This window comes from Streptomyces sp. NPDC090032 (assembly GCF_044748025.1).
Classification (GTDB): domain Bacteria; phylum Actinomycetota; class Actinomycetes; order Streptomycetales; family Streptomycetaceae; genus Streptomyces.
On the sequence record NZ_JBIVFF010000002.1, the window covers coordinates 63,145 to 87,372 of the forward strand.

Sequence of the window (24,228 nt, forward strand, 5' to 3'; positions counted from 1 at the left end):
CACTCGCCCGGCAGCCCCATCCCACGATCCGTCGTACGGGGCGCTTCCGCACCAGGGGAGCCGGCGACGGATACGCCGAGGGTTCAGCGCGTCGCGGCGTACGGCATCCTCAGAGGCGAGCTGCCGCACACGGTCTGCGCCCGGGCCGCCCGCCGCACGTCGGTGGCCGACCGGATCCGATAGACGGGACTACCGGGCTCGGTGGAGAGTCCGCTCCCGCCCGCGGGTACCTGCTGGACAACGCGCGCGCCGAGGCGGGCGAGCGATTCGTCTGGCTGGCCGAGCTGTCGACGGTGTGACGCGCGGGCACTTCGATCGACTGGGGGTCAGGGCCGGCTCGCGCTGCTGGGAAGTGGGCGCCGGCGGCCCCAGTATCCCGGAGGCGCTCGCGGCGGCCGTCGGTCCGACCGGGCACGTGCTGTCCACGGACATCGACCCGTCGTGGCTGAAGGCAGGCGACGGGTACGAGGTGCGCCGGCACGACGTCGCCGCTGATCCGCCCCCGGAGCCGGGGACGTTCGAGCTGGTGCACACCCGGCTCGTGCTGGTTCATGTACCCGACCGGGCTCGCGCGTTGGCCACGATGGCGCCAGCGCTACGGCCCGGCGGCTGTCTGCTGGTCGAGGACGCCGATACCGCTCTGCAGCCACTGGCATGCCTGGACGACAGCGGCCCTGTGCAGCGGCGGGCCAACCGGCTGCGCGACGCGGTCCGGGAGCTGCTGACGCGCCGCGGCGCGGAGCTGCGCTACGGCCGGACACTGCCGCGGGCATTGCGTGAGGCCGGCTTGGTAGATGTCGCCGCGGCGGGTTCTTTCCCGGTCGGCGGCCTGGCCTGCGACCGGCTGGAGGCGGCGACCATCCGGCACGTGCGCGGCGAGCTGCTCGCGGCCGGCCTGGCGGACGACGCCGAGATCGACGCGCACCTGGCCGCCATCCACGCGGGCGAACTCGAGCTGACACTCGCGCCGCTGATCTCGGCCTGGGGACGCCGTCCAGCCGAGCACCCTCCGCAACTCGGGTAGGTGCGGTCCAGGCATTGTCCTCCCGTGCCCTGGCCAAGCCCGGCCTCGACGACCACATCCAGGTCACCCTCCTCGTCCATGACGAGGGCGCCCGCCGGCCCCGGTCCGACTCTGGCCAGTTGGCCGGCAGGCATGAACTTTCGGCCGATGCCCACGCCGCACAGCGTCTCTAGCGTCGACGTCATGCCCCACGAACTCGGACCACGACACCGCCTCCTCCTCGCGGCCGCCCTGTTCCTGCTCGCCCCACTGGTGGGCGAGTTCCTCCTCGGCAACCAGCCGGTCACCGCGCTGCCCTCACTCGTGCTCCTGGCCCCGATGTACGGCGGCGGGGCTCTGCTGATCCGCGAGGCGACCCGACGCGCGGGGCGCGGCTGGCCGACGATGATCCTGCTCGGCGCGGCCTACGCCCTGCTCGAGGAGGGCCCGATCGACCAGATGCTGTGGAACCCGCACTACGGCGGCTTCGACATGGGGCTCGCCTACGCCGGAACCCATGTCCCGGTGCTCGGCGTCAGCGTGGAAATGGTCCAGGACGTGCTGTCGATGCACACGGTCTGGAGCATCTGCGTGCCGATCGCGATCGTCGAGACGTTCAGCCGCGACCGTACGCGTCCCTGGCTCGGCCCGGCCGGACTCGGGGTCACGGGTGTGGTGTTCGCCGCCGGGTCGCTGTTCCTGGCCTTCGCCCAGGCCGAGTCCGAGCACTTCATGGCGTCACCCGCCCAGTTCGGCGGCGCGGGGGTCGTCATCGGCGCGCTGGTGGCGGCGGCGTTCGGGTTGCGCCCCTACTCGGCCTCTGCGGCCGGGCGCACCGCTCCGGCGTCGTGGGTGGTGGGCGCCACGGCGTTCGCCGCGTCCAGCCTCTACTGGGGCCGCGAGTTCCTGCCGGACGGGGTGCCGGCCTGGGGCACGGTCGGCGCATGGTGCGTCCTCGTCGCCGCGGTCGTGGCATTGTGCGCGTACTGGTCGCGCGGCCGGGGCTGGGGCGCGCGGCACCGCCTCGCCCTTGCGGGCGGCTCGCTGCTCACCTACGTGTGGGTGGGTTTCGGGCACGCGCGTGACATGGGCGTCCCGTTCGCGACGTCTCTGCTCGGCAACGTCGTCCTCGGCGTGGGCGCGATCGTTCTTCTGGTGGGGGCGGCGGCCGTGGTGCGCGGCCGCGAGAGCGCGCACCACGGACCTGGAACCCGTACGGCGCTGATCACTGCGAGAAATGAGTGAGTTGAGATGCGAGACATCATTCTGGGCATGTCGGTTTCCCCCGACAGTTACACCGAGGGACCGGACCGCGACATCTGCTGGCACCGGGTCGACGAGGAGCTGCACCGGTGACTTCGAGGAAGGCCACCAAGAAGACGTCGGCGAAGAAGCCGTGGCGTAGCGCCTCAGTCGAGTACCCCGAGCTCGGTGTCGGGCCGGCAGTGCGGGCAAGCGTCGAGGCCCTCGGCCACCGCTCGCAACGCATCGTCGTCGTGAGTGTCGGGTCATTGATGGGCGGGGTGGTTCGTCGAAGGGGGCAGTTCCTCTGAAGGGGAACCCGTTCAGGTGGGTGAGGAGCCTTCGGGTAGCTGCCTCGGCGATGACTCGACACCTCCGATGCGGTTCTGCGCCGCCGGCACTGCCCTTCCGATTGCGGTGGCGAGCGTGGCTCCGAGGATGCTGACGCCAAACAGGGTCAGCCAGATCGCGGCTGCCCCGGCGGACAGCAACCCGGAGAGCGCGAACGGAGTGACCGCTCCTGCGACGGTCACGGCGAGTTGGTTGAGGGCCAAGTACCGCCCGCGGAGAGCGTCTGGGGCGCTCTCCGCGGCAACAGTCGACGTGACGGGGCCGCCGAGGATCTCACCGAAGGTATAGCTGCCGGTGCCGAGCAACACGACGGCGATCGCGAGGGCCAGCGCAGCCATCCGGTCGGCCGCGAGGAAGAGGAGGTAGCCGGCCGCAAAGCAGGCGTGGCCGGCGACGAGGACGCGGCTGCGGATCCGCCCGCCGAGCCACCTGACCACGATGCCTTGGCCGAAGCCGACCATCAGGGTGTTGAGCGTGAAGACCGCCCCGGCGGTCCAGCCCGGCAATCCCAGTACGTCGACGGCATAGACCGGTATCGCGATGTTGAGGGCGAACAACGAGATGGCGAAGCACAGTTGATGTGCGACGAGGGACAGGTATCTCCGGTCCCGGAGCACACGCGGCCAGCCCCCAGCAGCATCTTGGCCGGGCTTGGGGCGGGCGTTCGGCACGGCCTGCAGCAGGGCGAATGCGGCGACGTAGGACAGGGCGTTGACGACCACGATCGCGGCGTAGCCGCCGTGAGTGCCGATAGTGACGGCAACGGCGGAGAGGAGCCCGCCGAGCGCATAGCCGAGGTTGCGTACCGACCCCAGCAGGCCGAACCAGCGCTCACGCCGGCCGGGCGCGGCCAGCGCCGTGACGGTCACCCCGTAGCAGCCGAAGAACACCGCCCGGCCCGCGCTGTTCAACCAGGCACAGAGGGAGATCTGCCATGTCTGGCCGGCGACGAGGTACCCGGCGAAGCCGAGCGCCTGGGCCAGGTTCGCCGCCTGCAGTACCGGCTTGGCGCCGTACCGGTCGACCAGTCCGCCGACCAGCGGGCCCGCAGGGAGCGCCAGCAGCCCGGCCGTCGTCAGCGCTGCACCCACCTGCACCAGCGTCAGAGACGTGGTGGCCAGAAAATACAGCATCGAAACGGGGACGAAGACGCCGGTGCCGATCGAGTCGATGACGATCGCCGCGACGAAACGGCGATGGGGAGCTATCAGGGGATGGGTCGGGGGATCGGAAGTGGTCACAGCGCGGACGGTATAGAATCTATACCGGTATCTACAACGCTACCGGGAGGCGTGCATGGGCAAGGCCTACAACGTCATGGCCGCGACCTGCCCCAGCCGCACCGTCCTGCACCGGATCGGGGCGCGCTGGACGGTGTTCGTCGTCAACGCGCTGGACGCCGGCCCGATGCGATTCACTCAACTCAAGGCACATGTACGGGGGATCACGCCGAAGGCGCTCATTGAGACGCTTCGCGCGATGGAGTACGACGGTCTGATCTCCCGCACGGAAATCCCCGCGAATCCCCCGCATGTCGAGTACGCCCTCACCGACCTCGGCCGGTCACTGCTGATGCCGCTACGTGCCGTCCGGGAATGGGCCGAGCTCCACGTCCCCGACATCGAACGCGCCCGCGCGCAAGCTGACGCGCGACGATAACGTCGCTCACCGAGTGGGGCGGGGTGACCTGGCCGGTCATCGGTCCACTTGATGGGGCGGCAGGCGTCACCGCCAATGCGTGTCATCGAGATGACTGGCGACAACCGCTACCCGGAGCTGGAGGCCCGATGACGGTCGGTAAGGCGATTCGCACGTTGGTCCGCCGCCTCGCCGCCTCGCCGCCTCGCCGCCTGATCGCCTGATCGCCTGTCGCTCCTCCCCGCCCCACCCGAAGTGGTCAACCGGAGTGGGAGGCGGGGGAGAATTCGAAGATGCCGTAGGAGAACGGAGAGGCCTGCAACGTAATCCCGTCGGCGACGCTGACGCCGTGTGTCACCAGTGCTCGCGTTCGGCCCAACTCTCCTTCAGAGAGGGTGAATTGTGTATCGGCGGCGCTCGGATTCACGACGACCAGGTGGGTTCCTCCGCGGGTGTAGACGAGCGGGTAGTCGGCATTGAGCACGGTCACCGTCGCGCCAGTGCCAAGGGCCGGGTGCTCGGCGCGCAGCGCGATCAGGGTCCGTACGTGGTGGAGCAGTGAGGTGGGGTCGTCTCGTTGGGCCGCCACCGTGGGGCGCTCGGGGTCCGGGTCGATCGGCAGGTACAGGTCGTCGGCGTGGGCAGTGGAGAAGCCCGCGTTCGCCGTACTGTCCCACTGCATCGGTGTACGTGAGCCCTGCCGGGCCTCGCTGCCCAGTTGGCTGCCCTCCTTCGTGGGCAGGCCCGGCAGGTAGCGCATACCGATCTCGTCGCCGTAGTAGATGACGGGCAGAGTCGGCCAGGTCAGCTGGAAGGCGAAGGCGGGCGCGACCATATCGCGCGTGCGGGTACCGCACACGAGTCGGGAGAAGTCATGGTTCGCGGTGGGCAGGGCCACGTAGCCGCTCCCGGCGATGGCAGCGTCGGCCTCCTGCCAGGCGTGCAGGAACTCCTGCATAGAGCCCTCGCCCTCGGGGGCGAAGTAGCACGGCTGGGTGCCCCAAGCGTCGCTGTGACTGCCTTGCGCATTACCCCAGAGTGAGCGCAGCGGGCGACCCACGAAGTGAAGGAAGAAGTCGGCGTGGATGCCGGCCGGGACCGAGACCTTCGGGTCGCCCCACTCCGACAGCAGTGCACGATCGGGGTACTCGCGGTCGAGCCACGCGCGCATCTCGCCCCACAGGGCGGCGGTCGCGGCGCGGTCGGGGTCGTCCTTGACCAGAGAGAAGGCCATGTCCACCCGGAAGCCTGCGACGCCTCGATCAAACCAGTACGCCATGATGTCGCGGAGCGCGGCGCGGTTGGCCTTCGGGCCGGGGGCGTCGACAGGCCGGCGCCAGGGCTCGGCCGGGTCCATGCGGGCGTAGCCGAAGTTCAGGGCAGGCTGGACCGGATAGAAGTTCGGCAGGTAGTAGCCAGGTCGAGGTCCGGTCGAGGCGACCCAGTCCGGGCCGGGAGCGGTGGGGGAGTGCGCCCAGACGTAGCGGTCGTCACAGGGGTCCTGGAGCGAGCTCTGGAACCAGGGGTGCTGGTCCGAGGTGTGACCTGGCACCAAATCCAGCATCACCCGCAGTCCGCGTGAGCGGGCGGCCTCGATCAGCGCGATCAGATGCGCGTTGGTGCCGTAGCGCGGGGCCACGGTCAGGTAGTCGGCGACGTCGTAGCCGGCGTCGGCGAAGGGCGAGGTGAACAGCGGGCTGAACCATAGGGTGTCGACCCCGAGCCACTGGAGATGGTCCAAGTGGTCCATCACGCCCGGCAGATCCCCGATGCCGTCGCCGTCGGCGTCGGCAAAGCTCTGCGGGTATATCTGGTAGATCACCGCATTGGCCAGCCAGGCAGGGAGCGTTTGCGCGAGGGACACGAGAGGACCACCTTCTCCTAGGGGCAAAGAGCTGCGGCGAGACGTCACATCAGCAGGGAGAGAAGCGCTTTCCCGTATTCGTGTGACGCTGCCGTGCGAGGGGGTTACGGGCTCGGATGACCGAGCGGGCCGGGGGCTGCGGGGCCATAGGGCGGCGCCGCGGGATGTGCTGCAGCGGGTGCGGCTGTGCGCGTTCCCTCACGATCCGCAGCCTCAGAAATCCTGTTGCCACCACCTCTGGCGGTGCCGGCTGCCGACTGTTCCTGGTCCGTCGGTCGGCCGCCGTGGCGCCCGTGCCACGGCAGCCGCCGGTGTGTACACCTGCGGTGGCATCACCGTGTACCGATGGGGCCGGGAAGCGGCACAGACCAGCACCTCGATCGATGCCGGCGTCGACGGCCTGCTCCTACCGGAGATGGGGCGGGCCCTTCACAAGCCGGGCGCTGCGGACTGCCCGGTGAAGTAACCGGTCACCGCAGCCAAGGCGGTGGCACTCCCGCCCGCCAGCCGGATCCGCAGTTCTCGCACGGTAACCGGATCAAAGGCGTGAATACGGCGGACACCGACTGTCTGGCCTACGGCGATCAACTGCCCTTCGGCGACGACCTCGTGGCGCGTGATGTGCTGTCCGGTGGTGAGGTCTTCGCGCAGCTCCAGATGGTCGATGCGTACCGGCTCGGCGAAGGACACCTGGATGCCGCCGTCGATGGTGGCGAGTGTGGCAGGAACGGGTTCGGCGAATCGGCGGGCCGCCTCGTCGGTGAAATCGAGCAGCCGGGTGCGGTCGGCGTCGTCGATCCTGCCGCGCCGGTCCGGTGGGACGTTGAGCAGCAGACCCGCGCCGAGGCCGACCGAGCGATACCAGATGCCCAGCAGGTGATCGGCGCTTTTGAGCGTATGGAGATCGTCGGGCTGCCAGAACCAGTTGGCGCGGATCGGGACATCGCACTCGGGTGGCAGATAGCGGGCGGAGTCGAGGGCGGCCTGCCCGTCGTCGTACACGCTGATCCCGGTGGACTCGGTCACGTACCAGCAGGGGTCCTCGGCCAGACCGTCCTCGTTTCCCACCCAACGGATCGTCGGGCGCCCCATGTTGAAGACCATGGCGTCGGGCTGGTGCTTGTCGATGACGGCCATGACGGCGTCCCAGTCGTACGTGCGGCCCTCGGATCCGGCGCCGTCGAACCACAGCTCGTACAGCGGGCCGTAGCGGGTGCACAGCTCGGTGAGCTGGCGAAGATAGAAGGCGTCGTACGCCGCTGGATCGTCGTAGCAGTCCGCGTTGCGGTCCCAGGGGGAGAGGTAGAGGCCCAGGCCGAGGCCCGCGCTGCGGCAGGCCCGGGACAGCTCGGCGACGACATCCCCCTTGCCGTCGTGCCAGGGGGAGGAGGCCACTGAGTAGTCGGTGGTGGAAGTGGGCCAGAGGCAGAAGCCGTCATGGTGCTTGGCGGTGAGGACGACGTACTTGGCGCCGGCCGCGACCGCTGTCTCCGCCCATTGGTCGGCATCCAGCTCGGTCGGGTCGAACGTGGCCGGATCGAGGGAGCCGTCGCTCCACTCCTCGCCGTTGAAGGTGTTGATGCCGAAGTGCAGGAAGAGGCCGAACCCGTCCTGCTGCCAGGCGAGTTGCCCTGGGGTCGGGATTGCGGTCATGGGTGCATTCCTTGAGTCATGGTTCGATCACCGGCAGCAGTACGCGGGGGCGCCGAGTGGGCAGGTGGAAGCACGCCTGGGTGAACCAGTCGGTCCCAGAGGGAGGTCATGCATGCGATCTCTCGGATGGCACAGACAGGCGTCAGGCCGAGCGGGCCAGGACCGCACGGTGGATGGCGTGCTGGAAGGGCAGTCCGCGGGCGTAGCGCTCCAGCTCGTCGATGGCGGCGTCGGCGAGTCGGGCCAGTTCGTTGCCGAGGGATCCGGCGATGTGCGGGGTGAGGAGCACGTTCGGCAGGTCGTACAGCGGCGAGTCGGGCGGCAGGACGGTGGGTTCCGTGACGTCGAGTACGGCATGCAGCCGGCCGGAGACGAGTTCGGCGGTAAGGGCCTCGGTGTCGACGAGGGAGCCGCGAGCGGTGTTGACCAGGGTGGCGCCGTCACGCATGGCGGCGAGATGCGTCGCGTTGAGCAGGTGCTGGGTCTCGGGGATCTCGGGCGCATGGATGCTCACCACATCGCTGCGGCGTACCAGGTCATCCAGTGTCGTCCGTTCCACGTTCAGCTCTGCGGCGTCCTGCGGATCCAGGTACGGGTCGTAGACCAGCGCCTCGAAGTCGTACGAACGCAGAAGCTCGATGACGTGCCGGCCGGTGCGTGAGGCCCCCACGATACCGATGGTCCTGCGGTAGTTGCCGACCTCCGGGTAGAGGCGGAGGGGGTCGAGCTGGCCGCGGGCAGCCCGGTAGGTCTGAGCTGCCGAAAGGACACGTTTGTTGGCGAAGACGATCGCGGCGACGGTGTACTCGGCGACGGGCCGCGCATTGGCCTCGGCCGCACTTGTCACCTTCAGGCCGCGCTCCCAAGCGGCCTCCGTCATCAGCCCCTTGACCGAGCCCGCCGTGTGCACGACGGCACGCAGCCCAGGCATCTGTGCGAGCGCTTCCTCGGTGAGCTGAGGGCAGCCCCAGCCGGTGAGCAGCACCTCGGCGTCGCGGAGTGCGGCTGTTGCCTCGGGGCCGGGAGCGGTGAAATCGGTGATGAGCGGTGCGGGGAGCAGGTGTGCGGTGGACTGCAGACGGAGCAGTGCGTCGTCGCCCAGCACGGCGGTCATGGCGTCCTGGCCCATGGCGAGGACGATGCGGGGGCGGTGGGTCACTTGAGCGCTCCTGCGGTGAGTCCGGAGCGCCAGAAGCGCTGCAGGCCGATGAAGGCGAGGATGAGCGGCAGAACGGCGACCAGGGAGCCGGTGATGGCGAGCCGGTAGATCTCCGGATTCTGGGCGACCATGTTGTTCCAGCCGTAGATTCCGAGTCCGACCGGGTAGAGGTTCTGGTCGTTGAGCATGACCAGCGGGCCGAAGAAGTTGTTCCAGCTGGCGGTGAACGAGAACAGGAAGAGGGTCATGAAGCCGGGCATCAGGATGGGCAGGGCGATGGATCCGAAGATCCTCACCTCGCTCGCTCCGTCGACGCGCGCGGACTCCAGGATCTCGCCCGGGACATAGCCCTCGGAGAAGACCCGGGCCAGATACACGCCGAAGGGGCTGGCCAGGGAGGGGAGGAGGACTGCCCAGTAGGTGTTGACGAGGCCGGCCTCGGAGGCAAGGAGATACTGAGGCAGGGTGATGACGATGCCGGGAACGAGCGTGCCTGCCAGGACGACACCGAAGAGCTTCTGCTTGCCGCGGAACTCGTACTTGTCGAAGCAGTATCCGGCGGCGACGCACACCAGCGATGAGGCAAGCGCGCCGACGACCGAGTAGATCAGGGTGTTCAGGAGCCAGCGTACGAAGATCCCGCCGTCGTAGGTGAAGACGGCATGCAGGTTGTCGAAGAGGTGGAACTCCCCGAAGGTGAACCCGGACGTCCCGAAGAGGTCGGCGTGGTTCTTGGTGGCCGCGATGAACAGCCAGGTCAACGGCATCACTGCGTACAGAACCGTCAGGAGGAGCACGGCGTTCACCACGAGCGTGGAAGCGAACCGGCCGCCCGTGGGCCGACGGCCCCGCCCGGTGCTCTTCTTCGGCGGTGTGCTGCGCTCCGGCTCGTTCACCGGATCGTCGTTCGAGGCGACGGTGGGAAGTGTGGGAGTGGTCATGCTGCCTTCCACCGGTTTCCGATCGTGGTGACGATGTAGGAGAGGACGCCCGCTACAAGGGCGAGCACGAGCGAACCCGCGGCGGCGAGGCCGTAGTCGTGTTTCTCGAAGGCAGCCTTGAAGATGTACATGATCGGCGACCAGTTGGAGCCCATGGAGTCTGCTCGTGCGGACAGGAGCTTCGGCTCGTTGAAGATCTGGACGACCCCGATGCAGGTGAACAGCAGAGTCAGGATCACCGCGGAACGAATCATCGGCAGTTTGATCTGGACGGCGGTACGAAATCCGCCCGCACCGTCCACGGTGGCCGCTTCGATGACCTCGCGGGGAACGGCCTGCAGGGCGGCGAAGAAGATGATCGCGTTGTAGCCGATCCACTGCCAGGCGGCCATGTTGACCATCGAGGAGATGGCGTGGCCGGAGGAGAAGAAGTCCCAACTGCCGCCCACGGCCTGGATCCAGTCGAGCACCGGACTCAGACCGGGCGTGTACAGATAGAGCCAGATGATCCCGGCGATCATTCCCGGAACCGCGTGCGGCAGGAAGACCACCAGCTGCACGAAGCGTTTGGCGCGGGCCACCGTTGAGTCCACGAGCAGGGCCAGGGCCAGTGCGCTGCCGATCATCACCGGGATGTAGAAGGCGCAGTAGGCAGCCACATGCAGGAAGGAGCTGACGAAGCCGGGCTCGCTCAGGGCCTTCGTGAAGTTGCCGAAGCCGGCGAAGGTGCGCTCGCTCACGCCGCCGAAGCCGAGGCCGGAGGAGCGCTCCTGAAAGAGACTCATCCAGACGGCGTAACAGATGGGGGCCACCGTCACGGCAGCGAAGATCGCGAAGAAGGGAGTGAGGAACAAGGCCACCGCGCTGCGCTGGCCGGGCCTGAGCGTGGCGCTGCGTGCGGACCGGGTGAGGGGTGCTGCCACCGGGGACTCCTTGGTGGGGGCGTGAGAGGCGTCGGGAGGGAACCGCCGGGCACGTCGGACAGTGCGCCCCGCGGCGGGAGGGACCCGGGCATCAGAGCCCGGATCCGCACCGGCTCACTTCGCGAGGTTGAGACCGCGCTCCTTGATGGCCTTCTGGGCCGCTTCCTGGCCCGCATCGAGGGCGTCGACGAGGGTGCCCTTCCCCGCTGCGTCCTGGATGGCGGTGTTGGCGCCGACCTGGACCGGGCCCCATGTCCAGCCCGGAACGATGGTGTCGACCTGCGCGCCGGCGATCTTGTATACGTCGTCGCCGCCGAAGTACCCCTTGTCGTCGAAGAGGCTCGCGGCCACGTCACGCATCTCCACGTTGGCGGGCAGGGCGCTGCTCGGCGCGTCCAGGCTGCTCAGACGGGCCTTCACGGCGTCGGCGTCGGTGGCGACCCACTGCGCGAACACAGTCGCTTCCTTGACGTGCTTGCTTCCCTTGGGAACGGCGTAGGTGGTGCCGCCGTACATGCCGGAGGCCGGGGTGCCCCAGTTCGGCAGCGGGGCGATGCCCCACTTGCCGCTCTGCTTGGGGAAGGCCACCGTGTGACCGCCCGCGCTCCACGAGGCTCCGATGAAGCTGGCTACCTTGCCGTCGGTCTTGTACTTGTTGAAGTCGTCGCCGGCGAAGGTGGTCTTGAGAACGACGTCGTCCTTGACCAGCCCCTGCCAGTAGTCGGCCACCTTCTTCGAGGCGGCGTCATTGATGCCGACCTTCCACGCGTCACCCTCGACGCCGTACCACTTGGCTCCCGCCTGCCACGAGAGGGCGGCGAGCAGCATGGGGTCATCGGAACCCCAGCCGCCGATGCGTACGTTCTTGTCGGCCTTCTTGATCTTCTCGCCGGCCTTCTTGTACTCGTCCCAGGTCTTGGGGACCTCTACGCCGGCCTTCTTGAAGAGGTCCTTGCGGTAGTAGAGCAGCTGAGGGCTTGCGTCGAACGGCACCGCCCACGTCTTGCCGCCCAGGGTCACCAGGTCCTGGATGGCCTGGGGGAACTTCGCCTTGACGGTGGCGCCGGCCTCACCGCTCAGGTCCTCCAGCAGGCCCTGGGAGGCGAATTCGGGAAGCTGCGGGTACTCGATGCCCGCGAGGTCGGGGGCATTGCCCGCCTTGATCGCGTTGGTGATCTTCGCGTATCCGTCCGGGCCGCCAGTGATCTGCGAGAACTTGACCTGGATGTCCTTGTGGGTTCTGTTGAACTCGTCGGCCGTCTGCTGGGCGCCGGCGGTCCAGCCCCAGTAGGTGAGCGTGACCGGCTTGGCGGGCGAGCCGGCCTTCGATCCGACGTCCTCTCCACCGCAGGCAGTGGCGGTCATCGCCAGCGAGACGGTGACGGCTGCAAGGGCGAGGCGAGATGTGCGGGATATGAGCTTCAAGGCTCTGCTCCTCATGGACGGGCCGACGATGCGGCGGCTGCTCGCACATCATTCGGCCAGCCCAATACGGAGTCAATAGAAAAGCAAGAAATTCGAAAGGAAAGCCAAGTTTCAGGTTAGGAAGCGTTGGAGGAGGAGCGCACCCGAAGCTCAGGGAGGATGGCGATCCGGCGCCTGGGTCGACCCGGCTCAACGAGTCTCTGAACCATCAACTCGACTGCGGAGAAGCCGACTTCGTGCTTCGAAGGGGCCACTGCGCTCAGCGGCAGATCGGCGAGCTCGGCCACCTCGTCGTCGTACGAGACGAGCGCCACGTCACCCGGGACCGAGAGCGAGGCGGCGCGCAGTCGCTGCAGCACGACCAGCGCATCGTTTTCCGGATGAACCAGCGCGGCGTCGATCCGGCCGGACCGTACACCTTCGAGGAACTCCTCCATGGGCCGCTCGTAGCCCGGATCACCGGGGCCGCCCGTGCTGAGATCGATGTAGGTGGTGTCGTCGGGACCGTCGAGGCCGGCCGCGCGCATGCCGGCGAAGTAGCCCTCCTTCAACCACGGCGAAGTGGGCGTTCCGCCGCGCATGAACAGGGCGATCCGCTGACACCCGCCGTCGAGGAAGTGCTGTACGGCCAGCCTGGCCCCGTAGGCGTGGTCCGTGCCCACGTGCTCGGTGGCGGCCGCGTCCTGCGCGGGGCGGCGTTCGATCAGCACCACGGGAACGTCCAGATCCTCGTACCACTGCCGCCCTTGGCCGCCATCGGTGTCGGAGGGCGCCAGCAGCAGTCCGGCAGCTCCGTCCTCGATCAGCCGGGCCGCCTGAGACTTCTCCACTTCGGAGTCGTACCCGGAGACAGCCAGCGCGAGCCGTACTCCCCGCGCCTCCGCCGCCTCGCGGGCGCCCTTGATCACCTCGGGGTAGTAGTAGGCGGAGGACGGCACGATCATGCCCAGAGTCCGCACCGTTGGCGGGCTCGGCTTCGTGCGTGCGGCGGCACCCTCGGGAGCGGTCTCCGCCCAGTCCTCGGGCAGCATCGCGCCGCCGTGAACCCTGGCCACGAGGCCTCGCTCGGCGAGGACTTCGACGTCCTTACGAACCGTCACCGGGGAGACCCCCAGCTCCGCCGCGAAGTCCGTGACCCGCATCGACCCTTCCTCGCGCACCCGGCGCAGGATCGCCTGGTGCCTCTCCTCCGCATGCACGATGCGGCTCCCCTCTGTTCGCGTCCCGGTCGGAGCCACACTAGCTCTGACCTCTAACTTTAACGTTTTGTTTCGTTTCGAGCGAAGAAAATGCAAGATCTCTTGGCGCGGGCTGTTGTCGCCAGAGCTGAACCTGTGGGTTCATGCCGCTCCCCTCGTCTCGCGCGGGGAGAGGTCAGGTGCAGGAGAGTCCAGTCCCTGTCGTGCCGCACACGGTTCCGGTCACCGGCGGCGACGTCATCGTCCGGCAACGCCACCGCCGACGATCACCTTCGAACGAACGAAGCAAATGCAAAATAATCGCGCACAAAGCATTGTCCTCCTGGCGCGCAGGGGTATTACATACCCCTGCACTCGCAGGCCCTCAGCGGTCTTCCCGGCGTTGCCCGTCATCCGGAGGTCTCTTCCCATGCCATCCACCTGGTCCCGCCGCCGCTTCCTGCAGGCATCCACCGCCTCCGCCCTCGCACTGGGCATCATGGGAACCACCACCGGACAGGTCTTCGCAGCCGACGACGAGTACGCCGCTCTGCGTGGCACATGGCGCGACCTGATCCTCGGCACGGGCTTCACTCCCACGGCGGAGCCCTACCGGACTCTGCTCGCCAACATCGGCACGTCCGCGCAGAGTTACCTGTCCAGCATGGCTCCGGCCGACGGTTCCCTGTGGCCCGACCGGAGCTACGCCGATCCCGATCCGGACACCGACGCGGAGTCCTACACCTTCTCGGCGAACATGAACGACAGCTACTCCCGGCTGAACACCATGGCCCAGGCGTATGTGCAGCCCGGCACGGGGCTCACCGGCGACACCGCGCTCAGGGACGCCGTCCTCAGCGGCCTCGACCACCTGTACGCAGACGTCTTCAACGAGAACGCCACGCAGTACGGCAACTGGTGGAACTTCCAGATCGGTGCCCCTCAGTCGCTGATGGACACCAGTGTGCTGCTGTACGACGCCCTCTCCGAGACGCAGATCGCCAACTACTGCAAGGCCGTTGACAAGTTCGTCCCCGACTCGGTCTTCGCCTCGTACAGCGGCACCAGCACCGGCGCCAACCGCGTCGATCTGTGCCGCGGCGTCATCCTGCGCGGCATCGTCGGCAAGAACCCGGACAAGATCGCCCTTGCCTCCAAGGCGCTGGCTCCGGTGTTCCCGTACGTCACCTCCGGCGACGGCTTCTACACCGACGGTTCCTTCATCCAGCACACCAGCATCCCCTACATCGGCGGCTACGGTTCGGTGCTCCACGACGGTGTAGGGCGCCTGCTGGCGCTCTTGCGTGGATCGAGCTGGGAGCTGAAGGACCCCAACACACAGCTCTTCCTCGACACCGTCGAGAAGGCCGTGGCACCGTTCATCTACAACGGCCTGATGATGGACAACGTCTCCGCGCGCGGCATCAGCCGCAACGGAAGCAACGACCACCTGCGCGCCCACGGCATGATGGCGAGCATCCTGCTGGTCGGCCAGGGTGCCGGTGCCGAGGAGAACGCCCGCTGGCGGGCCATGGTCAAGGGCTGGATGCAGCGCGACTACTACAGCACCGCCTTGAAGAACCCGGGCCTCAGCCTGATCAGAGCATCGCTGCTGCAGTCACTGCAGGACGACACCACGGTCAAGGCCGCTCCAGAGCCGGTCGAGCACCGGCTCTTCCACAACATGGACCGCGCCACCCATCGCCGCCGCGACTGGGCCGCCTCGATCTCCATGGCCTCCAAGCGGATCTCGCACTACGAGTTCGGCAACGGCGAGCACGCCCGCGGCTACCACACCGGCGCCGGGTGGCTGTCCTGGTGGGGCAGCGACTTCGGGAACGAGCAGTACTCCGACGCCTACTGGCCCACCGTCGACCCCTACCGCCTGCCCGGCATCACCGCATCCCGCAAGCCCCTCGCCGACGGCGAGGGCGGCAACTGGGGTGGCCCCAGGCCCGATTCGGCCTGGGTCGGCGGCACCACCGACGGCGAGTACGGTGCCACCGGCCAGCACCTCAAGGGCCTGTCCAGCACCATGAACGCCAAGAAGTCCTGGTTCTGGCTCGACGACTCCATCGTCTGCCTCGGCGCCGGCATCACCTCCACCGACGGCTACGCCGTCGAGACCACCGTCGACAACCGCCACCTCGGAACCACGGGCACCCCCGCCCTGACGGTCGACGGCAAGTCCCAGCCCACCACTCAGGGGTGGACCGCCACCTTCACACGAGCCGAGTGGGCGCACATAGCCGGACAGGCCGGCTACGTTTTTCCCGTCAGAGCCAAGATCAGCGCGGTCCGCGAGGAACGCACCGGCGCCTGGAAGGACATCAACACCGGCGGGCCCGCCGACCCGATCACCCGCCGCTATCTCACCCTGTTCACCGACCACGGCACCGACCCCACCGACGGCGACTACGCCTACATCCTCATGCCGGGCGCCAGCGCCAGGGCCACCGCCCAACGCGCCTGTGACAAGGGCTGGCTGAAGATCCTGTCCAACACCGGTGACCATCAGGGCATCCGGGTCCCGAAGCTCGGCTTCACCGCGGTCAACTTCTGGGTGCCCGGAACCGTCGACAAGCTCACCACGAGCGCCCCCGCCTCCGTCCTGATCCGGGAGAACCGCAACGGCACGGCGACGATCGTCGTCTCCGACCCGGCACGCCAGGCCACCTCACTGGACATCACCTGGAACCGGCGCGTCTCCAAGGTGCTCACCAAGCCGTCCACACTCACCGGCGCCACCACCGGCTCCTCGCTGAAACTCAGCTTCGGTGACCTGACCGGCGCCGCCGGCGCCCCTCAGGAGATCACCGTCCGCCTGGCCTGAGCCCCCTTGAACCGCGGGCCCGTCGTCGGCGGCGGGCCCGCTTCTTCTCCCCCCGCGCTGTAGGAGGATGCATGCCCCGCACGATGCTGAATGTCATGAGCGCGATCGTCACCCCCCTGCTCCGTCGAACCGCACTCGTCGCGACGGCCATGGCGCTGGCCCTCACCCCGTTCCTCGTCACTCCCGCCTCGGCCGCCGGCTTCACCGTCTACACCAACGAGCGCGGGACCAACCCGCCCGGTCTGCAGCAGTTCGGCGCGGTCAAGTCGACCGTGGTCTACGACTTCTTCAAGTTCACCTGTGACAGCGCCGGCTGCTACTCCAACGGCGGTGCGCTTCCGTCCCAGGCCACCTACCAGGCCAAGGTCCAGGAGTACATGGGCACGGGACAGTTCGGCGGTGCAGCGGGCTCACCGGTCGTGCTCGATTTCGAGGACATCGTGGTCACCGCCCTGTCCGGCCAGGCGGCCACGAACGCGTTCAACCTCTGGAAGAACCAGCTGATCCCCTGGACCAAGAGCGCCGCCCCCGGCCACCCCGTCGGCATGTACGGGTACGACTGGTCGACCACCAACAACAGCCTCACTCAACAGCTCCACCAGAACGGACTGTTCGACTTCTTCGCGCCCCGTATGTACTGGGACGGCGGTGAGACCGAGTCCAGCTGGTCCACCCAGCTCGACCAGGCCATCGCCAACGACCACGCGCTCGCCCCGGGCCAGCCGATCTACCCGTACATCGCGCCCAGCGCGATCGGCGGCGGCTATCTGCCCGGCGGTACCTGGAGCTTCATATTCAGCCAGCTCAAGGCGAAGACCGAGGGCGCCGTCGTCTGGGAGCCCTCGGCCTCGGACGCCGGCGCCTGCAACTGGGTCTCGCAGAACTCGTACGAGATGGGCGTCATCACCGGCACCGGCAGCAGCGGTCCGCTGACCGCCACCGCGGCCGCGCCGAGCGGCAACTGCACGGTGACCCGCGGCGCCACGACCTCGGTCCCGGTCGTCATCAAGAACACTTCGAGCACCACCACCGCGGCCACCACGATGCAGAGCTTCACCGGAGCCCCGCAGGGCATCTCCGGCACCTGGCAGTACTGGGACGTCCCCGCCCTGGCGCCCGGCGCAACCTGGAACACGGCCCTGAACCTGACCGTCCCCTCGACCGAGACGTGGAGCACGGCCCTGTTCCACTTGCGCACCGGCCTCAGCGACACCCGATGGGCCGTCATTGTCCAGTGAGCTGACCGGCAAAGACACCCCGTCGCCCGGACCTCCGGGCTGCCACACTGCGCAGGAGCCGACCGGCCCACCCACCCGCTCACCCACCGACTGCCAATCGCTGAGGAAGGATCAGTCATGCCTGGTGGCGCCCGCCGCGTCCTTGTCGTCGGCATCGACGGCGTACGTCTCGACACACTCCACACCGCGGATACCCCGCACCTCGATGAGGTGGCGGCGGCCGGCTTCCTCGCGCCGCTGACCATCGACGCGGGCACCCCGACCATGTCGGGACCCTGCTGGGCCACGATCGTCACCGGCGTGCGTGTCGACAAGCACGCCGTGTGGGGCAACGACTTCAGCGGGAACCGCCTCGGTGTCTTCTCCGACTTCGCCACCCGCCTGACCCGCCAGGACGGTAGGCGCACCTATGTCGCCGCGGGCTGGCAGCCACTGGTGACCGTGGCCGACGGTGGCCCCCTCTTCCATGGCCCGAGCCGTCTGACGCACATCGCGCCGGCCACCGAGACCTGCGAGGACTGGGACGACACCGACGAGCTCATCACCACCGAGGCGGTGCGTGTACTGGCCTGCGAAGACCCCGAGGCTTCCTTCGTCTACCTCGGCGCCGTGGACGAGACGGGTCACATCCAGGGTTGCGGTCCGGCCTACTCGGCGGCGATCGCCCGCGCCGACGAGCGCCTCGGCCGGGTCCTGACCGCCGTCCGCTCACGCCCTTCGTACGCGGACGAAGCCTGGACCGTCATCGTCGTCACTGACCACGGCCATCGCGACGAAGGCGGCCACGGTGGCCCCTCGGACCTTGAACGAACCGCATGGATCGCCTGCGCCGGCCCCGACATCCCGGCCGGGGCACAGGTCGGCACCCTGCACCACGAGGACGTCGCCGCCCAGGTGTTCGCCGCCCTGGACCGCCCCGCCGACTCGCACTGGACCCTGGACGGCAGGCCCTTCATCACCGCCCCGCAGGCGGTGCTGTGCGACATGGACGGCACCCTCGTCGACAGCGAGACGCTCTGGCTGCGCACGGTCGGCGAGGTCGCGGCCGAGCTCGGGCACACGCTCACCGACGCGGACACCCCGGAGGTCCTCGGCCGCGCGGTCGAAGACACCGCCGCGTATCTGCGGCACGTCGCGGCCACCGCGCGTCCGCTCAACGACATCGCGGCGGACCTCGACGCCCGCTTCCTGGCCGCGGTCGAGGCGGACACGGCGCTGTTGCCGGGAGCCCGCCGCCTCCTGGACACCCTCCTCGACTCGGGCATCCCGACCGCACTGGTGTCGGCCTCCCCGAGGCCCGTCGTCGACGCGGTACTGAAGGTGCTCGGCACGGAGTCGTTCGCGACCACCATCGCCGCGGGCGAGACCGCCCGCACCAAGCCGCACCCCGACCCCTACCTGGCCGCGGCCCACGCGCTGGGGATCGACCCGGCAGCCTGCCTCGCGGTCGAGGACAGCCCCACGGGCGTCGCAGCGGCAGAGGCGGCGGGCTGCAGAGTCGCCGTCGTCCCGTCGTTCGTATCCATCGGGCGAGCACCGGGCCGACAGCTTCTGACCGGCCTGGACGAGCTCGCACGGTCCTTCACGTGCGCACTGTCGCCCACCTCGTGACGCACACAGGGAGCGCGGCCGGCCTCGGTAGGAGCCTCCCGCGGCCGACCCGGATCACCGACAGATCTCTGATGATGCGCGGCGGCTCGTACCTGTGCCACGCCGCCTCGTACTGCAACCGCTACCGCGTCGCCGCCCGCACCCGAAACTCCCCCGACAGCACCGGCGGAACCGTCGGTCTCCGCATGATGACCGCGTTCGGACGCGGCCAGGAGCTCGCTCAGTCGCGGACTTGCACATGGGCGGCGGCCCAGGAGGTGTGGTCGTACGAGCCGTCGCTGTTGGCGTCCCTCACCACAAGACGCAACAGCTGTACGCCCGTTACGTCCACATCGACCGGGCGCGGGCCACCCGCCGCCGTGAGCGGGCCGCTGTCGAACAGCCTGGTGCCGTCGCCCCACACCTCGGCGACGACCCCTCCCCGGGCGTTCTGCAGCGCCGAGAAGTCGTCGATGCCGACGACCGAGGTGAAGCGGGCGCCCTTGGCGCCGAGGAAGTAGACGATCTCCGAGGGGGCATGGACGCCCAGGCCTTTTGCGTAGGTCGTGCCGCCGAAGGCGATCGGAGTCCCGTCGCCGGCCGGCTTCTTGCCGTTGCTGGTGTCGAGTTCGACCGGGCCCCAGCCGTTGGTGGCCGAGAGCCAGGTCAGGTCGCTGAGGTAGGCGTCCTGGGCCGGCGCGGGCGGGGGAGTGGCGACCGTACGGGCGGATGTGTAGCGGACCGTGTCGCGGCCGTACCGGGCCGTACCTTCGGCGCGCAGCGCCCAGGTACCGGCGGAGGTGAGGCCGGGGGGCGCGGTCACTTCCCAACGGGTTTCCAGCGCCGAACCGGGCCTGAGGCGGTGGGCGTCGCGCGCCGTCAGGGGGCGCAGCCGCCAGCCCTCCGGCGCGCCGAGTCGCACTGCGACGCTGGTCCATGTCCGGTCGGAGGCGTTGCCCAGGGTTGCTGTGACCGTGAACTTCTGCCCGGGGAAGACGAGTTCCGGCGCCTCGAGGCGTACGCCGAAGCGCTCGCGCTCGTACGTGTCCGCCCACGACGCCCGCAGCAGTGCGGTCAGTTCCGTCACCACCTTCGGGTGCGCGGCGGCCAGGTCGGTGGTCTCGCCCGGGTCGGTGGCCAGGTCGTACAGCTCGAACTGCCACTGGTCGTCCGGGACCTCACGGTCGCGGCCCGGGGCGAAGCGGATGCCCTTCCAGTCGTCGCGGCGAACCGCCTCGGCCAGTTTGAGGATCCGGCCCTTGTCGACCGTGTTGGCCCGGGCGGTCGAGCCGGGGTCGTTGCGGTACCAGTAGAGGTGTCCGTGCAGCGGGGCGCTGCGCGGGCGGGCGGTGAGCAGCGAGGCGGCGGACAGGCCGTCGATGTCGCGTGGTGCGGGGGCGCCGCCGAGGTCGGCGAAGGTGGGAAGCAGGTCGATCAGCGGGGTCGGCCGGTCGGTGGTGTCCGGGCTGATGGTGCCGGGCTGCCAGGCGATCAGCGGGACCCGCACTCCGCCCTCGAAGAGGTTGCGCTTGTAGCCCGTGAGCGGGCCGTTGGCGTCGAAGAGGTCGGGGTTGACGCCGCCCTCCTCGTGCGGGCCGTTGTCGCTCGCGGCCAGGACCAGCGTGTCCTTGTCGATGCCGAGCGCGCGCAGGGTGTCCACGACCGAGCCGACGAGGGTGTCGAGCCGGGTGACCTGGGCGGCGTGGCCCTTGTTCGCGGCATTCCACGGCTGGTCGTCGTACTCGCTCACGTCCGGGATGTCGCTGGGCCCGTGCGGCACGTTCGGCGTGAGGTACAGGAGGAACGGCTCGTGTGCGTGCTCGGTGATGAACGCGTTGGCGCGTTCCTGGATCACATCGATCGCGTACGTGCCCCTCTTGCCGTCGGCGTTCTCGGGGAACTGGACCCGCTCGCCGTTGTGCCAGAGGTACGTCGGGAAGTACTCATGGGCGTGACCGTGCGTGATGTACCCGTAGAACTCCTCGAAACCACGGGAGTTGGGGTGACTCGGCTGGTCGGCCTCCTCAGGACCGTAACCCCACTTGCCGATGCACGCGGTGCGGTAGCCGCGTGCCCGCAGTACCTCGGCGAAGGTCGTGTCGCCGTCACCGATCGGGTCCTGCGGGCCGTCGAAGGGGTTCTCGCGCACGGGCGCATGCCCGCCGTGCAGGCCGGTCAGCAGCGAGGCACGGGACGGTGCGCAGACGGCGGCCGCCGAGTAGGCCTGGGTGAAGCGCAGGCCCTCGGCGGCGAGTGTGTCGAGCCGGGGCGTGTGGATGAGCTGCTGTCCGTACGCGCCGAGGTCGCCGTAGCCGAGATCGTCGGCCAGGACGACCACGATGTTCGGCCGGCGCGGGCGCGTGCGATCCTCTGCCGACGCGGCGGCGGACGGCAGTGCACTCAGACCGAGTGCGGCGCCTGATGCGGCAAGAAACTGACGGCGACTTGGCACCAGGGACTCCTTCGGACGGCTATGTCGAAGATCCTGAGGGAGGTGTGGAGGGTAAGACCATTGCGAGAGCATGAAGACCTCATGGCGTCACCGAGCGTGGCCAGTTGGGGCACCGTGGCCTGCCGCACCGCACCCCGTGGGTGGGTGGCCCGGCCGCCGTCGCCGTCACCGGCACGGTTCAGCTCGCCTGGCATCGCGGCGGCCCAGGTAGTTGTCGTGGATGTAGCCGAAGAGTCTGCTGGTGATGAGATGCTGTTGGGCAAGTCCGCGACCGAGTGCCGCCCAAGAGGCGCCCCGGATGTCGTCCATATGCGGGACGTGGTACTGATCGTGCCGCCCTCCGGCCGTTCGGTTGCGGCTCCGGATCCGTAGCTCTGGATCCGGAGCCAGCGGGCCACCTCAGGGTGTCGGTGGATCGTCGGACGGCCGGTCACGAGATCCCTCCGGTTCCTGTTCCGTGAGCTGTGCTGGGCACGGTCGGCTTCTCCTTGACTGGTAGGTATTCACTTTGAGCGCAGGCGCCGTGGTCGGAACACATGTACAGATCGGCCTTGATGCGCCCCCTCGTGTGGCAAGCCTTGGGGTGGGGGTCCACGGGACCGCGAGTCGACGCGACGTCTTTCGGCTGCCGGACCTCTGGCAGCTGCACTTGTACCGGTACGAGGCTGAACTGACCGTCGATGGTGTGGTCCACGAAGTCAGGCCCGGCCATGTCAGCCTGGTGCCGCCCGATGCGCTGGTGCACTTCCACTACCGCGGACGCTCGGAACATCTGTACGCCCACCTTGAACTGCCGTCCGCCGGTGAGATGTTGACAGTGCCCGTCATGCAGGACGCAGGCGCTCATACCCCCGCACTGACCGACTTGTTGCAGCAGGCCATGGCGGCGGCGCCGCGCAGCTCCGCCCGAGCCGCCGCGGAGGTTTGGGCTGCCCTGTGGCGCGTGGCAGAGCTGGCCGCACCGGCTACCGGAGGAACGGCCAAGCCGCATCCCTCGGTCGCCCTGGCCATCGCGTACATCGAGTCCAATTTGGCGGGCCCCTTGACCGTTCCCGAGGTGGCGCGTGTGGCCGGGATTTCGCACAACCACCTCATCCGGTTGTTCAAGGGCGAGAACGGCGAGACTGTTGTCGCCTACATCCGCCGACGTCGGCTGGAACGTGCCCGACATCTGCTGCGGGAGTCGACACTGTCCATTCCCGCCGTCGCGGCCGCCGTCGGAATAGGCGATCTGCAGGCCTTCAACAAGGCGTGCCGACGCGAACTGGGTGCGTCGCCGAGGGCTGTTCGCGCCGGTACCGGCTGATCAGTCGCGGCCCGTGCCGCGGTAGAGGTCCAATTCACCGTCGAGCTCGACGGCGAGCACCGTGGCCTGGTCGTCGATGTCGGCCGCGTCCGGGGCGTCGATCCAGGTCACTCCCGGGACTTCACCGAGGCCACCGGTGACGTGATGGCCGAGCTCCCGGTCCGTGCCGAGGACGGTGACGCGCTCGACGGTGTTGCGCAGCCCCCTGACCGAGACGGCCTCACGAGGGGCGTCGAAGCAGACCAGATAGAGCGTGCGCCGGTCGGCGGACAGCGTGCTGGGGCCGTAGTGGTGCCCCGCGGGTAGGCCGGCGACCGTCCCGTACACGGCGTCGACGTGCTTGGCGATCCAGGCTCCGAGGCCCTCCAGGCGTTCGACCTGCTCCTCGGGGATCGTCCCGTCCTCCCGAGGGCCGACGTCGAGCAGGAGGTTGCCGCCCATGCCGATCGTCTCGGTGAAGTAGCGCACCAGCTGACGCACCGACTTGTGGTTGTCGTCTTGGTGCTGGTAGCCCCACGAGTCGTTGACGGTCAGGCACAACTCCCATGGCCCATCGGGTGCTTGGAGCGGAACCCCCTGTTCGGGTGTGGCGTAGTCGCCGTAGCTGAGCATGCGGGCGTTGAGCACGGTGTCCGGGTTGCCCGCGAGGATCTGCTCGGACAGCTCCCGCATCCCCCACTGTTCCTCGCTGCGTTCCCACTCGCCGTCGAACCAGAGCAGGTCGGGCTGGAAACGCTCCACGAGTTCGCCCACTTGGCCGTCGCGGTACGCGATGTAGCGCGCCCAGGCCTGTGGGTCCTCCTTGCCGGGCTCGGCATGGGAGTACGGGTTGGTGGACACCTCGCCGTTCGGCGGCTCGGGGTGCCTGATGCTCGCGTAGTCGGGGTGGTTCCAGTCGGAGTGCGAGTAGTAGAGACCGACCTTGAGGTCCTGCTCGCGCAGCGCGTCGACATATCCGGCGATCAGGTCGCGGCCCGCCGGAGTGTGGCGGACGGCATTCAGATCACCCTCAGCGGTGTCCCACAGGGCCACGCCGTCGTGATGACGGGCGGTGAGCACCGCGTACTTCGCGCCCGCGCGGGCGAACAGATCGGCCCAGGCGCTCGGGTCGTACTCCGAGGCGGTGAAGCCGTCGAGCTGATTCATGTACTGCTCGTGTGTGACCTTCCCGGTGTAGAAGGACCAGGACTCCGGCACTCCGTCCACGGCGTAGATGCCGTAGTGGAGGAAGATGCCCAACTTGGCGTCGGAAAACCAGGGCTGCATTGGCATGTGCCCACGCTAGGCAGCGGTGGTGTGTCGGCGCGTGGGCAGCGATCACCATTTCTGGTTTATTTTCACCTCGTCCGCGAACCTGATGGGGAGGGCTGCCGGTCTTGCTCTTGGCGTGGATGTCGTCGAAGCCACGGGCAAGACCGAGTGGACCGCCGGG

General features: G+C 68.6%; 17 protein-coding genes and 3 pseudogenes. 9 read left to right on the plus strand and 11 right to left on the minus strand.

What is annotated here, in order from left to right:
• Positions 1–179 precede the first annotated feature (179 nt).
• The 3 genes and pseudogenes from ACIPWY_RS04000 to ACIPWY_RS04010 all read left to right on the plus strand — a co-directional run bounded on the left by ACIPWY_RS04000 (position 180) and on the right by ACIPWY_RS04010 (position 2,248).
• Positions 180–1,024: pseudogene (locus ACIPWY_RS04000) on the plus strand (methyltransferase domain-containing protein).
• A 14-nt stretch (positions 1,025–1,038) separates the two neighbouring features.
• Positions 1,039–1,197 (plus strand): hypothetical protein, encoded by a 159-nt coding sequence (locus ACIPWY_RS04005; protein ID WP_362905331.1) that lies wholly within the window; start codon positions 1,039–1,041, stop codon positions 1,195–1,197.
• A 10-nt stretch (positions 1,198–1,207) separates the two neighbouring features.
• The gene (locus ACIPWY_RS04010) at positions 1,208–2,248 is read left to right on the plus strand and encodes a hypothetical protein (protein WP_393703219.1); all 1,041 of its coding nucleotides are present in this window, start codon (positions 1,208–1,210) and stop codon (positions 2,246–2,248) included.
• A 164-nt stretch (positions 2,249–2,412) separates the two neighbouring features.
• Here the strand turns inward: ACIPWY_RS04010 and ACIPWY_RS04015 are convergent.
• Together ACIPWY_RS04015 and ACIPWY_RS04020 are read right to left on the minus strand one after the other, a co-directional pair.
• Positions 2,413–2,490 (minus strand): annotated as a pseudogene (locus ACIPWY_RS04015) (DUF6233 domain-containing protein); the annotation flags it as partial.
• 78 nt (positions 2,491–2,568) lie between these two features.
• Positions 2,569–3,837: an MFS transporter gene (locus ACIPWY_RS04020; RefSeq protein ID WP_393703217.1), complete on the minus strand. Its 1,269-nt coding sequence runs from the start codon at positions 3,835–3,837 to the stop codon at positions 2,569–2,571.
• A gap of 55 nt (positions 3,838–3,892) precedes the next feature.
• Here ACIPWY_RS04020 and ACIPWY_RS04025 point away from each other — a divergent pair, with 55 nt between their 5' ends.
• On the plus strand, positions 3,893–4,255 hold the full coding sequence (locus tag ACIPWY_RS04025) for a helix-turn-helix domain-containing protein (protein ID WP_362905325.1): 363 nt from the start codon (positions 3,893–3,895) through the stop codon (positions 4,253–4,255).
• 238 nt (positions 4,256–4,493) lie between these two features.
• Here the strand turns inward: ACIPWY_RS04025 and ACIPWY_RS04030 are convergent, their stop codons facing one another.
• The 7 genes from ACIPWY_RS04030 to ACIPWY_RS04060 form a co-directional block, all read right to left on the minus strand.
• Entirely contained in the window at positions 4,494–6,098 is a 1,605-nt protein-coding gene (locus ACIPWY_RS04030; RefSeq protein ID WP_401532175.1) for an alpha-amylase family glycosyl hydrolase, read from the minus strand.
• 429 nt (positions 6,099–6,527) lie between these two features.
• On the minus strand, positions 6,528–7,751 hold the full coding sequence (locus ACIPWY_RS04035) for an alpha-L-fucosidase (protein ID WP_393703213.1): 1,224 nt from the start codon (positions 7,749–7,751) through the stop codon (positions 6,528–6,530).
• A 142-nt stretch (positions 7,752–7,893) separates the two neighbouring features.
• Positions 7,894–8,880, minus strand: coding sequence for a hydroxyacid dehydrogenase (locus ACIPWY_RS04040; protein WP_362905357.1), 987 nt, complete (start codon positions 8,878–8,880; stop codon positions 7,894–7,896).
• 26 nt (positions 8,881–8,906) lie between these two features.
• Positions 8,907–9,851 carry a carbohydrate ABC transporter permease gene (locus ACIPWY_RS04045; protein ID WP_362905319.1) on the minus strand — a complete coding sequence of 315 codons (945 nt, stop codon included), beginning with the start codon at positions 9,849–9,851 and terminating at the stop codon, positions 8,907–8,909.
• Complete coding sequence (locus ACIPWY_RS04050) at positions 9,848–10,711, minus strand: carbohydrate ABC transporter permease (RefSeq protein ID WP_393703294.1); 864 nt, start codon at positions 10,709–10,711, stop codon at positions 9,848–9,850. The genes ACIPWY_RS04045 and ACIPWY_RS04050 overlap by 4 nt, the downstream gene beginning before the upstream one ends.
• Before the next feature lie 177 nt (positions 10,712–10,888).
• The gene (locus ACIPWY_RS04055; protein ID WP_362905315.1) at positions 10,889–12,199 is read right to left on the minus strand and encodes a sugar ABC transporter substrate-binding protein; all 1,311 of its coding nucleotides are present in this window, start codon (positions 12,197–12,199) and stop codon (positions 10,889–10,891) included.
• Between the two features lie 116 nt (positions 12,200–12,315).
• The gene (locus ACIPWY_RS04060; RefSeq protein WP_401532176.1) at positions 12,316–13,398 is read right to left on the minus strand and encodes a LacI family DNA-binding transcriptional regulator; all 1,083 of its coding nucleotides are present in this window, start codon (positions 13,396–13,398) and stop codon (positions 12,316–12,318) included.
• Between the two features lie 409 nt (positions 13,399–13,807).
• On the opposite strand from ACIPWY_RS04060, the gene ACIPWY_RS04065 reads away from it, so the two are divergent.
• The 4 genes and pseudogenes from ACIPWY_RS04065 to ACIPWY_RS04080 form a co-directional block, all read left to right on the plus strand.
• A complete protein-coding gene (locus ACIPWY_RS04065) occupies positions 13,808–16,210 on the plus strand; it encodes a polysaccharide lyase 8 family protein (protein WP_393703208.1) in 2,403 nt (800 codons plus the stop codon).
• A 71-nt stretch (positions 16,211–16,281) separates the two neighbouring features.
• Positions 16,282–17,448, plus strand: coding sequence for a hypothetical protein (locus ACIPWY_RS04070; RefSeq protein ID WP_393703206.1), 1,167 nt, complete (start codon positions 16,282–16,284; stop codon positions 17,446–17,448).
• A 117-nt stretch (positions 17,449–17,565) separates the two neighbouring features.
• Positions 17,566–19,059, plus strand: coding sequence for an HAD-IA family hydrolase (locus ACIPWY_RS04075; protein WP_393703204.1), 1,494 nt, complete (start codon positions 17,566–17,568; stop codon positions 19,057–19,059).
• Between the two features lie 71 nt (positions 19,060–19,130).
• A pseudogene (locus ACIPWY_RS04080) lies at positions 19,131–19,244 on the plus strand (SUMF1/EgtB/PvdO family nonheme iron enzyme); the annotation flags it as partial.
• A gap of 35 nt (positions 19,245–19,279) precedes the next feature.
• On the opposite strand, the gene ACIPWY_RS04085 reads toward ACIPWY_RS04080, so the two are convergent.
• A complete protein-coding gene (locus ACIPWY_RS04085) occupies positions 19,280–21,490 on the minus strand; it encodes a sulfatase-like hydrolase/transferase (protein WP_393703202.1) in 2,211 nt (736 codons plus the stop codon).
• A gap of 508 nt (positions 21,491–21,998) precedes the next feature.
• Between ACIPWY_RS04085 and ACIPWY_RS04090 the strand changes: the two genes are divergently transcribed.
• A complete protein-coding gene (locus ACIPWY_RS04090) occupies positions 21,999–22,796 on the plus strand; it encodes a helix-turn-helix domain-containing protein (RefSeq protein WP_393703200.1) in 798 nt (265 codons plus the stop codon).
• Here ACIPWY_RS04090 and ACIPWY_RS04095 read toward each other — a convergent pair whose 3' ends face one another.
• On the minus strand, positions 22,797–24,068 hold the full coding sequence (locus ACIPWY_RS04095; protein WP_401532177.1) for an alpha-L-fucosidase: 1,272 nt from the start codon (positions 24,066–24,068) through the stop codon (positions 22,797–22,799). It lies immediately after the preceding gene.
• Positions 24,069–24,228: the final 160 nt, after the last annotated feature.

Excerpts from the sequence above, each read along its gene's own strand:
- ACIPWY_RS04010 (WP_393703219.1), top strand. The coding sequence starts at position 1,208 with ATGCCCCACGAACTCGGACCACGACACCGCCTCCTCCTCGCGGCCGCC.
- ACIPWY_RS04025 (WP_362905325.1), top strand. The coding sequence starts at position 3,893 with ATGGGCAAGGCCTACAACGTCATGGCCGCGACCTGCCCCAGCCGCACC.
- ACIPWY_RS04035 (WP_393703213.1), bottom strand. The coding sequence starts at position 7,751 with ATGACCGCAATCCCGACCCCAGGGCAACTCGCCTGGCAGCAGGACGGG.
- ACIPWY_RS04040 (WP_362905357.1), bottom strand. The coding sequence starts at position 8,880 with ATGGGCCAGGACGCCATGACCGCCGTGCTGGGCGACGACGCACTGCTC.
- ACIPWY_RS04045 (WP_362905319.1), bottom strand. The coding sequence starts at position 9,851 with ATGACCACTCCCACACTTCCCACCGTCGCCTCGAACGACGATCCGGTG.
- ACIPWY_RS04065 (WP_393703208.1), top strand. The coding sequence starts at position 13,808 with ATGCCATCCACCTGGTCCCGCCGCCGCTTCCTGCAGGCATCCACCGCC.
- ACIPWY_RS04070 (WP_393703206.1), top strand. The coding sequence starts at position 16,282 with ATGCCCCGCACGATGCTGAATGTCATGAGCGCGATCGTCACCCCCCTG.
- ACIPWY_RS04075 (WP_393703204.1), top strand. The coding sequence starts at position 17,566 with ATGCCTGGTGGCGCCCGCCGCGTCCTTGTCGTCGGCATCGACGGCGTA.
- ACIPWY_RS04095 (WP_401532177.1), bottom strand. The coding sequence starts at position 24,068 with ATGCCAATGCAGCCCTGGTTTTCCGACGCCAAGTTGGGCATCTTCCTC.